The 14,018-nt window shown below is 67.9% G+C and carries 11 protein-coding genes; 5 read left to right on the top strand and 6 right to left on the bottom strand.

The window, feature by feature from the left end; all coding sequences use genetic code 11:
• Window positions 1-6: 6 nt before the first annotated feature.
• The 6 genes from AC3WLY_RS12895 to AC3WLY_RS12870 form a co-directional block, all read right to left on the bottom strand.
• Complete coding sequence (locus AC3WLY_RS12895) at window positions 7-2,457, bottom strand: glycoside hydrolase family 2 protein (RefSeq protein ID WP_492308264.1); 2,451 nt, start codon at window positions 2,455-2,457, stop codon at window positions 7-9.
• A gap of 29 nt (window positions 2,458-2,486) precedes the next feature.
• A complete protein-coding gene (locus AC3WLY_RS12890; RefSeq protein WP_492308265.1) occupies window positions 2,487-3,551 on the bottom strand; it encodes a DUF1839 family protein in 1,065 nt (354 codons plus the stop codon).
• Entirely contained in the window at window positions 3,548-4,522 is a 975-nt protein-coding gene (locus AC3WLY_RS12885) for an amino acid--[acyl-carrier-protein] ligase (protein WP_492308266.1), read from the bottom strand. Before AC3WLY_RS12885 ends, AC3WLY_RS12890 begins: the two co-directional genes overlap by 4 nt.
• The gene (locus AC3WLY_RS12880; RefSeq protein WP_175958973.1) at window positions 4,519-5,715 is read right to left on the bottom strand and encodes an acyl-CoA dehydrogenase family protein; all 1,197 of its coding nucleotides are present in this window, start codon (window positions 5,713-5,715) and stop codon (window positions 4,519-4,521) included. Before AC3WLY_RS12880 ends, AC3WLY_RS12885 begins: the two co-directional genes overlap by 4 nt.
• A complete protein-coding gene (locus AC3WLY_RS12875; protein ID WP_006490451.1) occupies window positions 5,712-5,963 on the bottom strand; it encodes an acyl carrier protein in 252 nt (83 codons plus the stop codon). Before AC3WLY_RS12875 ends, AC3WLY_RS12880 begins: the two co-directional genes overlap by 4 nt.
• A gap of 168 nt (window positions 5,964-6,131) precedes the next feature.
• Entirely contained in the window at window positions 6,132-6,914 is a 783-nt protein-coding gene (locus tag AC3WLY_RS12870; protein WP_175958975.1) for a Crp/Fnr family transcriptional regulator, read from the bottom strand.
• A gap of 919 nt (window positions 6,915-7,833) precedes the next feature.
• Between AC3WLY_RS12870 and AC3WLY_RS12865 the strand changes: the two genes are divergently transcribed.
• The 5 genes from AC3WLY_RS12865 to polX all read left to right on the top strand — a co-directional run bounded on the left by AC3WLY_RS12865 (window position 7,834) and on the right by polX (window position 13,982).
• Window positions 7,834-8,616: a Crp/Fnr family transcriptional regulator gene (locus tag AC3WLY_RS12865; protein ID WP_175958976.1), complete on the top strand. Its 783-nt coding sequence runs from the start codon at window positions 7,834-7,836 to the stop codon at window positions 8,614-8,616.
• A 32-nt stretch (window positions 8,617-8,648) separates the two neighbouring features.
• Window positions 8,649-10,034, top strand: coding sequence for an undecaprenyl-phosphate glucose phosphotransferase (locus tag AC3WLY_RS12860; RefSeq protein ID WP_175958977.1), 1,386 nt, complete (start codon window positions 8,649-8,651; stop codon window positions 10,032-10,034).
• A gap of 153 nt (window positions 10,035-10,187) precedes the next feature.
• Window positions 10,188-11,360 (top strand): glycosyltransferase family 4 protein, encoded by a 1,173-nt coding sequence (locus AC3WLY_RS12855; RefSeq protein WP_492308267.1) that lies wholly within the window; start codon window positions 10,188-10,190, stop codon window positions 11,358-11,360.
• Between the two features lie 305 nt (window positions 11,361-11,665).
• Window positions 11,666-12,058: a TraR/DksA family transcriptional regulator gene (locus AC3WLY_RS12850; protein WP_492308268.1), complete on the top strand. Its 393-nt coding sequence runs from the start codon at window positions 11,666-11,668 to the stop codon at window positions 12,056-12,058.
• A 157-nt stretch (window positions 12,059-12,215) separates the two neighbouring features.
• A complete protein-coding gene (gene polX, locus AC3WLY_RS12845) occupies window positions 12,216-13,982 on the top strand; it encodes a DNA polymerase/3'-5' exonuclease PolX (RefSeq protein ID WP_492308269.1) in 1,767 nt (588 codons plus the stop codon).
• Window positions 13,983-14,018 lie beyond the last annotated feature (36 nt).

Below are 14,018 nucleotides of genomic sequence, written 5' to 3'. Positions count from 1 at the left end.
GTCGCGTCAACCGGCCTGCGTGGCGCGTACCGTTCGCGCGGCGTTTACCGCGCGGATTTCCACGGCAGGCGGCCCGTCGTCTGCATCCTGAATCTTCCCGGCAGTTTCCAGCGGAACGAGCGCGACGCGCGCCGGCGTGCCGGGCGCGAGATGAAACCAGTCGTCGCGCGGCATGAAACCCGGCGCGTCGATCTGCACGTGCCGCGCGACGTGCCGCGTGTCGATGTCGACGTGCCACGTATCGCCGGTGCGCGACACGCACGCTTCGATCCCGAGTTCGCGGCGCGCCAGCACGGCCGGATGCGTGCGGGACGGGAAATGGAACGCCTGCGACAGCAGCGTGCCGTCGTCGGTGCGCAGCGTCGCGACGACGGTGTCGTGTTCGCAGGGCCCGAAACGGTACGCATAGGTCCAGTCGAAGAACCGGCCGAGCAGCTCGGCCGAGCCGATCCGCACCGTGTCGTGCGCGGCGATCCGTACCGGGCAGCCGGCCCGCGCGACCGGCGTGCGGCCGTCGCGCAGCGCGACCAGTTCGACGGCCGCCGACAGCGGCGCCGGGCGCTCGTTGACCACATGCACGTCGAGCCCGTTCAAGCCTTCGTCGACGAGCAGCACCTGCACGGGCTGCAGCACCTGGCGCAGCGCATACCACGCCGATTTCGGCCGGTGCGTGGCGTCGATCACACCCCATCCGGCACCCGGCATCACGTCCTGGAACTGCCATACGAGCGCGCCGGCGCAGCGCGAACCGGTGCGCCGCCATTCGGAGAACGTCTCGCGCATCACGTCCGCGATCGCGGCCCTCGACAGTTCGAAGTAGCGTGCCGGATCCTCGCGCCGCAGCCGGTCCGGCGCGACGTCGTACAGCGTCTGCAGATAGTGGTCGCGAATGTCCTCGAAATCCCACGACGTGCCGGGGTCGCGCGGCACGGCCGCTTTCCAGCGCGGCTCGTGCACGCCGGGCCAGCCGAGGCTGGCGAGCGTCGCATCGCACGGCACGTTCGCGAACGCGAGGCATTCGCTCGCGAAGCGCACGTCCGAGCGGCGCGCATCGTCGAGCGGGCGCAGGTACGCGCCGACGCCGTAGTAGTGCGACACGCGCTCGCGCGGCGCGAACGGCAGCACGCCGCCGTCGGGCGAATCGGGCACATACGGGACGTCGGGCCGGCGCGCGGCCGCATGGCCGGCCAGCCGCTCGGCGGTCAGCTCGAGGAAGCGCTGCTTCGGCCCGAGCCCCGACATCGCCGCCTGCTGCGCGATCTCGCTGCCGCCGCACAGCACCGCGAGCGACGGCGACGCGCCGTGGCGCGCGAGGAATTGATCGGCTTCACGGTCGACGTTGTCCGCGAACGCGGGATCGTCGAGCGCATGGTCGAAGTTCGCGAACATGAAGTCCTGCCAGACCAGCAGCCCGAGCCGGTCGCACCACGCGTGGAATGCGTCGGCCTCGTAGGTCATCGTGCCGCCGACGCGGATCATGTTGAAGCCGGCGTCGCGTGCGAGCCCGAGCAGGCGGCCGTAGGTGGCGTCGTCCGCGTGCAGCGCAAGCGGTGCGGCGCTGCTCCAGCATGCGCCGCGCGCGAACACGGGCACGCCGTTGATGCGCAGCCCGAAACCCTTGCCGTCGGCGCCGGCATCGATCTCGATCGTGCGGAAGCCGGTCGAGCCGAGCGGCCGCCGTTCGTCGCCGATATGCAGCGCGATCTCGTAGAGTGCCGGCTCGCCATGCGTATGCGGCCACCAGCGGCGCACGTTGGGCACCGCGACGCTCGCGCGCAGCCGGTCGGCGCCGGCGCGTTCGAGCGTCGCTTGGTGTTCACCGCACGACAGTCTTGCCGCGAGCGCGTCGGGCAACGGCGCGGCAAATGTCAGTTCGGCATCGAGCCAGCCCGTGTCGCCTTCGACGCGCGCACGCAGGTCGCAGTCGACCGGAACGAAGCCGTCGGCCGGATCGAGTACGTCGACGGGGCGCCACGGGCCGGCCGGCACGTATGGAGGAAACCAGCCGGGCATGTGTCCGAACAGCGACGTGCGGACCGTGCGCAACGTCGCCGGCTCGGCGAGCCGCGTGCGCCAGCGCGCACGGCGCGGCGCGCGCGCGTTGCGCAGGTGCGGCGCGAGCGCGCCGAAGCAGAGCGTCAGCCGGTGCGTGCCGTCGAGCGATACGGGAACGTCGTGCGCGACGAACATGCTGTCGGAGCGGAGGATAGGCGTGTCGTCGAGCCACGCCTGCGTGAACGTCGCGAGGCCGTGAAAGCGCAGCACGCGCGGCCCGCGCCCGCGCAGTTCGATCCGGTACCAGTGATCGCGTTCGTCGAGCGACGCCGCTTCGTCGAGCCGGCCGGCCAGCGCGAGTGCCTGCGCGACCGTGCCGGGCACCGGCGCCGCGATCCAGCCGTCGCCGTCGGCCGGAAGATCGCGCGGTTCCCGCGCGGCGCCCGCGGCCGTCGCCAGCATCGACCACGCGGGCAGGGCACGCGCGCGCGTCACCGCATGGCCGGCACGGGTGCCGCGTCGCTGCGCGCAGGCGTCGCGGGCGCCACATGCCGCGGCGGCGAGCCGATCTGCCGCGCGCAGGCGACGAGATCGGCGTAGGCGGCCGCGATCGCTTCGAGCGTCGAATCGCCGCGTTCTTCCTTGCCGCGTGCGCAGGCGCGCGCGAGCCGGAACTCCAGCACCATCGCTTCGGACGCGATGCGGTCGCATGCGACGCGGATTTCGGCGAACGGCCCGACGCAGCCGCTGGCCTGCAGCCAGCGCGCGTAATGGCCGAACAGTTCGAAATTCGCGCCGAGCTGCCGCACCGAATTGAACGAGTACGCATGGAAGTGTTCGAGCGGCGCATCGGCGAGCGTCTTCGCATCGGTCTGCAACTGCCGCCGGAATGCCGCGATCGGATCGACGACCGGCAGGCGCCGCAGGTGGCGCTGCAGCGCGGCGAGCGACGCTTCGCAGAGCGCGCGCTCGTCGAGCGGCGCAAAGCGCCGCTTCGCGATTTCGACGTACGGCGGCAGCGTCATCAGCGAACTGCCGCCGACGAGCCCGTTGTAGTCGAAATCCTCGGCCACGTAATAGCCGCTGTTGTGGAAATAGCCGATCTGGCGCTTCGCGCGGTCGATCGCGTCGATGCCGATCGTCGTCTTCGTGTGCTGCGTGCGATAGCTGCTGCCGCGCGTGTCGGGCAGGAACCACGCGTCGACCTCGACGATCATCAGGTGCCCGCGCGCGACCTGCGTTTCGATGTGCCGGTCGAGCGGCTCGTAGATCGAGTGCTCCTGCACGACGATGCCGTAGAGCCGCTCCAGTTCGTCGTGCGGAAACTTGAAGAACGTGAACTGGTCGCCCTCGAAATCGAGCGCGATCGTAAACGGCAGCGCCGCGTACGGATTGAAGCCCCACCACCGGAGCACCTCGAGCCACATGTCGACGTAGCAGTTGGTCTGCTTCCAGACCATCTCCTGACTGTGCAGCGGGTGCGGCCGGTAGTGGCGCGCACGGTGGCGCACGTCGTCGAACGACGCGTCTTCGCCGTCGCGGGAAACGAACCTCATCGCGTGCCCCACAGCACGTCGCGGACCTCGCGCGGCCACGCGTCGATGTCGAAGCCGTGGTGGCGGAACAGCGCGAGCGTGAGCCGTTCGAGACCGAAGCCGACGCAGCCCGTATGCGCGACGTCGCCCGTCTCGGTGCGGATGTCCCACAGCAGCCCGAAATGGTCCATGTGGTAGTTGAAGCTCAGGCACGCGGTCTGGCGGTCGTCGTGCTCGATCGGGATCAGCAGCTCGAACTTCAGGTTCTGCTCGCGCTGGCTGTTCGCGACGATCTTGCCGCCGCGCCCGAAGAACGGGTCGTTCGCGAGATCGATCGCGTTCGGCAGGCGCAGCGCGTCGATCATCCGCGTGCCGCGCTCGATCCACGTCTCGCGGAACGCGACGATCTGCTCGGGCGTGCCGATCCGCACGTATTCGCGCATCCGGAATAACTGCATGCGGGTCGGATCGAGCGACGGCTCGTGGCGGAAGCAGTACGAGAACACGTCGACGATCCGGCCGTCGCCGGGCAGCGCGCCCGCGCGTGCGACGACCGGATAGACCGGGTAGCACGCGGCCGGCGTCATCACGACGTAGGTCGGCTTCTGGTTTTCCGTCCAGTCGTCGCCGCGATCGAGGCACTGCAACAGGCGCTGGTGCTGCTGCTCGTCGCCGCAGAACGCATGCACGCTGCCCGCGAGCTGCGGGAAGCTCTTCATGTATTCGCTGCGCTCGAATTCGGTGCGGCTCATCGCCGGCGGGAAGCGCAGCACTTCGGCCTGTTGATCCGCGCCGAGGCGCGTGACGAACGCGTCGAGCGCTTCGACGACGCGCTCGAACCGTTCGCTGCGGCCGAACAGGCCCTGGATGCCGGTCGAGACCAGCAGGCCCGCGTCGATCAGCGCATCGCGCAGCGGGTTGACGCCCGCGCGGTCGAGCGGCGCGTCGGCGGGAGAGGCGGCGGCGGAGGGCACGGCGAGGCGATCGTTCACGAATGTTTCTCCAGTGTCGCAGGACGCAGCGCGAGCAGCAGGCTCGAGGTGTTGGCGGCAATGCGGTCGTTGCTGATCATCAGCGGCGCCGCGTGCAGGTCGCGAATGTGGCGGCCGATGCTGAACGGCGTGCCTTGCTTGTAGCCGGCCATCCCGCAGATCATCATCGCCTGTTGCGCGACTTCCAGCGCGGTCGACGACACGTAGGTCTTCAGCGTGTTGATCTCGGCGGCCCAGGCCATGCCGGCGGACCACGAGCGGGCCGGCGTATTCGCATGAAGCCGCAGCACGTTGTCGACGCGGGCCTGCATCGCCTGCATCAGCTCGAGCGATTCGGCGATGCGTCGCGACGCGGGCGACGGCGCGCCGTCGGTCTGGCGTGCCTGCGCGCGGAAGAACTGGTGCGCGCGATGGAACGCGTCGCCGGCCACGCCGATCCAGACCGCGGCCCACAGGATGTGCGAGACCGGCACCATCGTTTCCTCGGCGATCTTCGCGAACGGCACCGGCAGGCATTGAACGGCGGCACCCTGTGCGTCGAGCGCGAAGCCGTTGCTGCAGGTGCCGCGCATCCCGAGCGTGTCCCATTCGCCGCGGCGCGTGAGCGTATAGCCGTCGCGCAGCAGCGTGACGAGCACCTGTTCGGAAGCCGGCGCTTCCGCGTCGCGTCGCGCGGTCGCGAGGATGCCGTCCGCATAGTCGCCATACGAGATCGTCGGCGCGGATTTGCGCAGCCGGAATTCGCTGCCGTCGGTTTCGAGCGCGCACTGGCTCGCGCGCAGGTTGCCGCCGACGCCGTCTTCCGATGTGGCCGACGCGAGCAGCCACTGGCGGCGCACGAGTTGCTGCAGGAACAGCTTGTGCCAGCCCTGGTCGACGGCGTGGTCGACGATGCAGGCGACCTGGATCTGATGCATCGCGAACACCATCGCCGACGATGCGCAGGCCTGGCCGAGGATCGAGCAGGCCGACGCGATGTCTTGCAGCGACGCGCCAGCGCCGCCGAGATGGGTCGGCACCATCGCGCCCAGCAGCCGGCGCGCGCGCATCGCCTCGATCGCCTCGACGGGGCAGCGCGCGTCCCGGTCGACCGCATCCGCGTGCTGCGCGGCGATCTGCGCGACGGCGTGCGCGGCCTCGTCGAGCCGATGCGATTCGCTGTCGGCCGCGAGTTCGGGAAGCAGCGCGCTCATGCGGAATGCTCGGTGCGTTGCAGCGTGGCGATCGTGTCCGCGAGCGCGTCGATGCTGCGGAACAGGTTGCGGTTCAGCATCTCGTCGGGAATCTCGATGTTGAACTGCTTCTCGATCGCGAGCATCAACTGGATCGTGTCGAGCGAGGAGAGGCCCGCTTCGTAGAGGTCGTCCCCGTCGCCGATCGAATCGATCGCGGCTTCGAGGTGGGCGACGTGCTTGAGGATGGTTCTGATTTCGTTTTTCACGTGCGGCTCCGGCGTGCGTGGTGTCGTCCGCTCGGGCAGACGCGCGCATTGCGCTGACATCCCCCCGGCAGTCCGGCATCAGTAGACCATTCGCACGCTCGGCGTTCTGTTCGCCACCCTACAAACCGCTAACCCCGCATGCAGGCGCCGCACGAATCGGCGCGGCAATCAGGCGCGCGATGCGGCCGGCACGCCAGAATCGGCCGACAGGATGCGTTTCATCTCGTCGCGCACGATCGCGCGGCAGCCGCACGACATCTTCTCGAGGCCGTCGAGGTCGGCCAGCTCGATCGAGCTCCGGTATTGCCGGATCAGGCCAAGCTTCTGGATTTCGCCGGCGGCATCGGTGACCGTTTCCCGCCGCACGCCGAGCATCTGCGCCAGCATGCTGTGCGTCACCTGGATCTCGATGCTGCGCGTACGGTCGTACGCCAGCAGGAACCATCTGCATAACTGATGTTTGAGCACATGATGACGGCTGCAGAACGTGATCTGCGATACCTGCGCCATCAAGAGCCGCACGCAGACGAACACGAGATGGCGGATCACCGGCGATGCGTCGAACGCGGCCGCGAACACGCGACGGTCGAGCCGGTAGACGAAGCCGTCGCGGCAGGCGACGGCACGGCACGGCATCCGGCCGCTGCCGCCGATCACGTCGTCGCAGACCACGCTTTCGCTGCCGATTTCCGCGACTTCCAGCGTCATGCCGCCGGACGACACGTACTGCAGCGAGATCGCCGTCGTGACGGGCAGGTAGACGGCTGCGAGCATTTCGCCGGGTTCGCACAGCACCTGCCCCGATTCCAGGTGAACGAGTTGAAGGTGGGGGACCAGCGTGGCGAGCTCGTCGCGGTCGACGGCCGCGAGAAACCGGTTCGCATCGAAGCTGTGGGAAAGCTCGATCATGCCGTTCGCGTGCGCGACGACGTCGGGGGCCTGGTGAGTCACGGCGCATCCTCGTAGGGTGGCGGTCGCGCGCTGTCGCGGCGATACTCCCGAAAAGGGAATTTCGCACGCTCGTGCGGACTTGTGTTCAGCGAAATTCGAATGACGATGCTGCGCGAAGGCTAGCACGCAATTGAATTCAACCAATTTCACATTGCGTCATTTCACAAAGTTTGACGGTTTTGATTGGGTGCAAACGTTATCCGGATTTGATGATTCATTTGTCATGAAATTAATCATCCGCGATTGGAATGACAGGCTGGTCGACCATTCAATGTCGATCGTGAAGCAATCGGCCGACGCCATGCATCGTCCGGGAAATTGCCGCGCGAGCATTGAACATTATTTGACAAATAAACTGGGGTTGCGTGACTTTCTATAAGAATCAATGGCTTGCATGCGATATGTGCGATATCAGACATAGCCTGGAATTAGTGTGCCGATTCAAATTTGAGACAGTTTCAAACGACCGTGTGAAGCGTGGCGGCGCTGGCGCGTGCTGTCCGGCATATCACGGAAACAATTGAAAATCGGCTGTAAGTATATGACCGGTAAGCCTCGCGGCACCGCTGCGACGGCTCCGATCCGGTGCGCAAATTGATCAGTCGAATGCGGAACGGTGTCCGTCGCGCGGAAGAGTGTCCGGAAATGAGACGCTTTTTTCGGTTTTAGGTGGGTTATTCGGTCGATCTAAATCGGATGTGATTCATATATTAAGGACGGACGGGTATTGGCACGTAAATCGCTTATTCGGGCTGGCGTGTCGAAAACGGAACGATCGACTCAATCCGGAAGTGACAAGCCGATGGGCAGCCGGATTCAGGGTTGTGGCCGCAACCGCTGTGAACGTCCGGGCACGCATCGCGATAACGAGTTCCGTGCATGCGGCTAAACGCGGCGCGGACATAAAAGGGATACATACATGCTTCATCTTCACTCGAGCTACTCGGCGAATGCCATCCTCGATGCCCTCCCGGAGGACAGCATCCGCAACATCGCACCGCATCTCGAACTGGTCCGGATCAAGGCCGGCATGCTCGACCGGGTCGGCGAGCCGATGCGCCATCTGCATTTCCCGACGACGGCAATGATGTCGGTGCAGCACCTGATGGAGGACGGTGCGATGGTCGAGGTGGCGGTGGTCGGCCGCGAGGGCGTGGTCGGGCTTGGCACGCTGGTCGGGGGTGTCGCCGCGTCGAACCGGGTCGAGGTGCGCATCGGCGGCATGGCCTATCGCGTACCGACCTGCGTGATGCGCGCCGAATTCGAGCGGTCGCCCGAGACTTACCGGCTGCTGCTCAACTACTGCCAGGCGACGATGGCGCAGATCTCGCGCAGCGCGCTGTGCAACCGGCATCACTCGGTCAGCGAGCAGCTCAGCCGCTGGCTGCTGCTGGCGCACGACCGGATCGACGGCGACGAGCTGGCCGTCACGCAGCAAACGATCGCGAACATGCTCGGCGTGCGGCGCGAAGGCGTGACGGAAGCGGCCGGCAACCTGCAGGAAGCCGGGCTGATCCGGCAGCGCCGCGGCCGCATCACGGTGCTCGACCGCGATGGCCTCGAACATCACGCGTGCGAATGCTACGACCTGATTCGTGCCGACTATCGCCGCTTGCTCGGCACGCGCGGAAATGCGCGGTCGACGCCGGTGCGCCCCCGCATCCAGGAGGTACGTTGCGGATTCCCGGCACACGGTGCGTGACGATGCAGTCGGGGTCCGGTGGAACGAGTACGATGCGGCGTGCCGCGATCGCGGCGGCCGACGTCGTGCTCGTGCTGGCGGGGGCGCTCGCTGCGCAGGCGGCGTCGGGCCTTGCGTGGCGCGAGCTGTCCGATGCGCAGCGCGGTGCGATCGCGCTGCTGTGCGTGTTGACCGTGGCGCTGCTGCCGCGCCACCTGCGCACCGTGCGCGGCGGCGTGGCGCCGCACGGCAGCACACACCTGCCGACGCAGACGATGGTGGCCGTCGTTTGCGCGAGCGTGCTGACGGTGGCGGCCACGATGTGGATCATGAACCGCGGCGGCACGGTCACGACACGCTGGATCGTGCGCACGGTGCTGTCCGGCGACGCGGCGCTGCTGCTCGGCCGCGCCGCGCTGCTGGCGTTCGCGCTGACGCGTGACGACCCGCGCGCGCGGCAGCGCCGCGTCGCCGTCGTCGGCGCAACCGCCTACGGGCGCGTCGCGATCGAGCGGATGCAGCTTGCATCGAATGGCCCGTTCGTCGCGGCCTGCGTATTCGACGACGATGCGCCGGCCGCCGCGGGCGGCATCGGCGGCGTGCCGGTGATCGACGACTGGAATGCGTTGCGCGACATGATTCGCGGCGGCGCGATCGACGAGGTGTGGCTCACGCTGCCGATGTCGCACGAGTGGCGGATCCAGCGCATCGTGCGCGAGCTGCGCGACGAATTCGTCGAGCTGCGGCTGTTGCCCGACGTGCGGCAGATGGCCGTCGTCGATCGCTCGGCGACCGACGTGCTCGGCATGCCGGCGATCAATCTCGCGACCACGCCGCGCTCCGCGCCGGAGCTGTGGGCGAAGTTCGCGTTCGACCGGCTGTTCGCGTTCGGCGTGCTGATTCCGTTGCTGCCGCTGCTGTCGATGCTGGCGATCGCGGTCAAGCTGTCTTCGCCGGGGCCCGTGCTGTTCAGGCAGCGCCGCAAGGGGGTCGACGGTCGCGAGTTCGACATCCTGAAGTTCAGGACGATGCGCGTGCATCGCGCACAGCCGGGCGTCCTGCGGCAGGCGTCGCGCAACGATTCGCGCATCACGCGCGTCGGCGCGTTCCTGCGGCGCACGTCGCTCGACGAGCTGCCGCAGTTCTTCAACGTGCTGTTCGGGCAGATGTCGGTCGTCGGGCCGCGTCCGCATGCGATCGAGCACGACGACTTCTATCGGCAGCTGATCGACTGCTACATGTACCGCTACCGCGTGCGGCCCGGCATCACCGGATGGGCACAGGTGAACGGCTATCGCGGCGAGACGCGCAAGGTCGAGGCGATGGCCGCGCGCGTGAAGTTCGATCTGTTCTACATGCAGAACTGGAGCTTCTGGTTCGACATGAAGATCATCCTGTTGACGGTCGTGCGCGGCTTCATCGGGCGCAACGCTTTCTGAGGATAGCGAATCGTCTGGAAAGCGGTGCGTTGTGCGGTCGAACGTACCGACCGGATCGCAGGCGGCGGACACACTGACGGCACAGCAGCATCCCGCGCAACGGGGTGTCCGGCGGCGCGCAATCGCGCCGCAGCCATCGGAACAGTCACGATCATGTCAACGTCGATTCGGGAGCGAGGCGCACCTGTATTGCAGGAAGCGCGCGCGAAACGGGGCGTCGGCACAGCCGCGCACACCGCGCGGTTGCGCGGCCTCGCAATCAACGGAAAATTCACTGCGCAGCGCATGACGGGCGTTCAGCGGGTGGCATACGAACTGACGGCCGAGCTCGCGCGCATCGCGAACGCCGACGATGCGCCGGCGCTGGTCGTGCCGTCCGATCACGATCCGGCGGCATTGCCGGACGGCGCGCGGTCGCAGGCCTCCGGTCGCCACCACGGCGCACTCTGGGAACAATGGACGCTGCCGCGCACGACGCGCGGCCGGACCTTGCTGAGCCTGTGCAACATCGGGCCGCTGGCGAAGCGCGATCAACTGCTGATGATTCACGATGCGGCGATTTTCGATCTGCCGGCGGGTTATTCGCTCGCGTTCCGTCTGTGGTATCGCTTTGCGTTCTCGATCCTGAAGCGGCGCGCGCGCCATATCGTGACGGTCTCGCATTTTTCGCGGGCGCGGCTGGCCGCGCGGCTTGGCGTGCCGCCCGCACGCCTGTCGGTCGTGCCGGGCGCAGTCGATCATATCGACCGGATCGATGCCGACTCCGGCGTGCTGTCGCGGCTGAATCTGCAGGCGGACCGCTACGTGCTGTTCGTCGGGTCGCTCGCGCCCGGCAAGAATCTCGTGCGCGCGCTTGCCGCGATCGCGCTGATGCGCGAGTCGCATCCGACGCTGCGCTTCGTGATCGCGGGCGGCGCCAATGCGAAGATCTTCGGCGCACGGGCAGCCGGCTTGCGCGAAGACGACCCATACATCACGTGGGCCGGCTACGTGACCGACGGCGAACTGAAGGCGCTGTACGAGCATGCCGGCTGCTTCGTCTTTCCATCGTTGTACGAAGGGTTCGGGCTGCCGCCGCTCGAGGCGATGCGGTGCGGCTGCCCCGTCGTCGTGTCGCACGAGGGCGCACTCCCGGAAGTCTGCAGCGGAGCGGCATTGTTCTGCGACGCGTATTCGCCGCCGGATATCGCGGCGTCGATCGCGCGCGTGATGGACGATCCCGAACTGCGTGCGCGGCTGCGCACGATGGGCCGCGAGCATGCGCAGCGTTACAGCTGGCAGCGCTCGGCGCGCGCATTGCTCGACATCGTTCGTGCCGATGCCTGACGTGCGATGACGTCATGCTGCGCTGCGGATCGAGCGATCCTTCGCGGCGTTTGCATCGGACGAATCCGGCGATGGCGCGTTTTCGCGTCCGTCCCCAGTTTCCGCAAGCATGCGGCGAGCGCCGCGCTGATTCCGGTCAACACACGCGTGTTCAATGGGTTTATCCTGCGTCGAATGCATCCGGCGCTTCATGCGCCCGGGCGCATATCCGGGCGCGGCGGCGCCGGTCGTGTCTATCCGCCGCGCACCGGCGCGACACCGCGCGCCACACTTTCCGCGCGGAACCCGGAACAGGAGAGACGGCCATGGCGCTCGACCAACAACAACGGCAGATGCTGCAACAGCGGCTGAAGGAAAGCGAGCAGACGCTGCGTGCGGAGATCCGCACGAGCGAAGACCAGCGCGCGTCGGAATCCTATGCAGATCTTGCCGGCGCGTCGCCGGACGAGGGCGACGAGGCGAACGCGGATCTGTTCGTCGACGTCGATCATGCGTTGATCGGCATGAAGCTGACCGAACTGCGTGCGATCGGACGCGCACAACTGCGGATGCGCGACGGCAGCTACGGCGAATGCATCGATTGCGATACGCCGGTCGACTATGAGCGCCTGCTCGCGCGCCCGACCGCCGAGCGCTGCACGCACTGCCAGTCGGTCTACGAGCGACGCTACGCGACGACACCGCGCGCATCGCTCTGACGTCGCGCTCGCGATCCCGCTTTCGCGCTGCACGCGATGCGCGGCCGGCGTAGCATGACGAACGGGCGCCCGGCGGCGTCGACATGCGGCGCCGGGCGGGCAGACGCCGTCGCGCACGCGTGCGGCGCCATCCACGTGGAAGGGAGCCACGCCGATCATGCCGATCCACAATGCCGAGTGCGCGGCCGTGTTCGCCGAAATCGCGGACATGCTCGAAATCCAGGGCGCCAATCCGTTCCGCGTGCGTGCCTACCGCAACGCCGCGCGTACGATCGCCGACTACGGGCGCGACATCCCGACGATGATCGCGAACGGCGACGATCTCGGGAAGATTCCGTCGATCGGGGCCGATCTCGCGTCGAAGCTGCGCGAGATCGCCGCGACCGGCACCTGCGAACTGCAGCAAACGCTGCGCCACGCGCTGCCGGGCGCGATCGTCGAGCTGCTCGACGTACCGGGGCTCGGCGCGAAACGCGTGAAGGCACTGCATGACGCACTGCACGTCGATTCGCTCGAACAGCTTCGCGTCGAAGCGAAGAGCGGGCACGTGCGCGAGTTGCCGGGCTTCGGCGCGAAAACCGAAGCGCATCTGCTCGAAGCGATCGACGATCGCCTGCAGCGCGAACCGCAGCGTTTCCTGCTGCCGGATGCCGAGCAAGCGCTGACGCCGTTGCTCGAACGCCTGCGCGCGGTGGCAGGCGTCGGCAAGGTCGTGCCGGCCGGCAGTTTTCGCCGCCGCCGCGAGACGGTCGGCGATCTCGACATTCTCGCCACTGCACGCGATCCGGTGGCCGTCGCCGACGCGTTCGTCGGCTATGACAAGGTGGCGCGCGTGCTCGCGCACGGCAAGACGAAGTCGAGCGTCGTGCTCGACGGCGGGTTGCAGGTCGACCTGCGCGTCGTCGACGCCGATGCGTTCGGCGCGGCGCTCGTCTACTTCACCGGATCGAAGGCGCACAACATCGCGCTGCGCAGGATCGCGCAGGCCGGCGGGCTGAAGATCAACGAATATGGCGTGTTTCGCGGCGACGAGCGGATTGCCGGCACGACGGAGGCGTCGGTCTACGATGCAATCGGGCTGCACGTCGTGCCGCCCGAACTGCGCGAGAATCGCGGCGAGATCGACGCGTCGCGCGCGGGCACGCTGCCGGCGCTGGTCGAGCGCAAGCATATCCACGGCGACCTGCATGCGCATACGAACGCATCGGCCGGCCGCGACGGCCTGCGTGCGATGGCCGACGCGGCGCGCGCACGCGGGCTCGCGTACCTGGCCGTCACCGACCGGGCACCGCCTGCCGACGGCGGCCGCAACAGCTTCGAATGGCTCGCGCGGCAGCTCGACGAGATCGATCGCGTCAATGCGTCGTTCGACGATTTCGTGCTGCTCAAGGGCGTGGAAGCCGGCATTCTTGAAGACGGCAGTCTCGACATGCCCGACGCGATGCTCGGCCGGCTCGATCTCGTCGTCGGCGCGGTACGCGACGGCTTCGACTTGTCGCGCGCCGCGCAGACCGACCGCATGCTGCGCGCGATGGACCACCCGCATTTCACGATACTCGCGCACCCGACCGGCCGCATGCTCGGCGAGCGCGACGCATGCGAGCTCGACGTGCCGCGCGTGATCGCGCAGGCCGCGGCGCGCGGCTGCTTCGTCGAACTCGATGCGCAGCCGCGGCGGTTCGACCTGCCGGACATCTGGTGCCGCGAGGCCGCGAAGGCCGGCGTGCCGGTCGCGATCGGCTCGGATGCGTGCAGCGCGGACGAACTCGACAACCTCGCGTACGGCGTCGATCAGGCGCGACGCGGCTGGCTCACGCGGCCGGACGTGCTCAACACGCGCACGCTCGCGCAACTGCGGCCGCTGCTCGCGCGCACGATGGGTGGGGGCGGCGGGTCGAAGCGGAGCCGGTCGAAGGGTGCGTGAAGACGGCTGGCAACGCGTGCTGCCAGCCGTGCGTTC

This window comes from Burkholderia sp. FW306-1C-G01B (genome assembly GCF_058781685.1).
The sequence above is the reverse complement of the archived record's forward strand: the minus strand, read 5'-3'. Positions and strand labels throughout refer to the sequence as shown.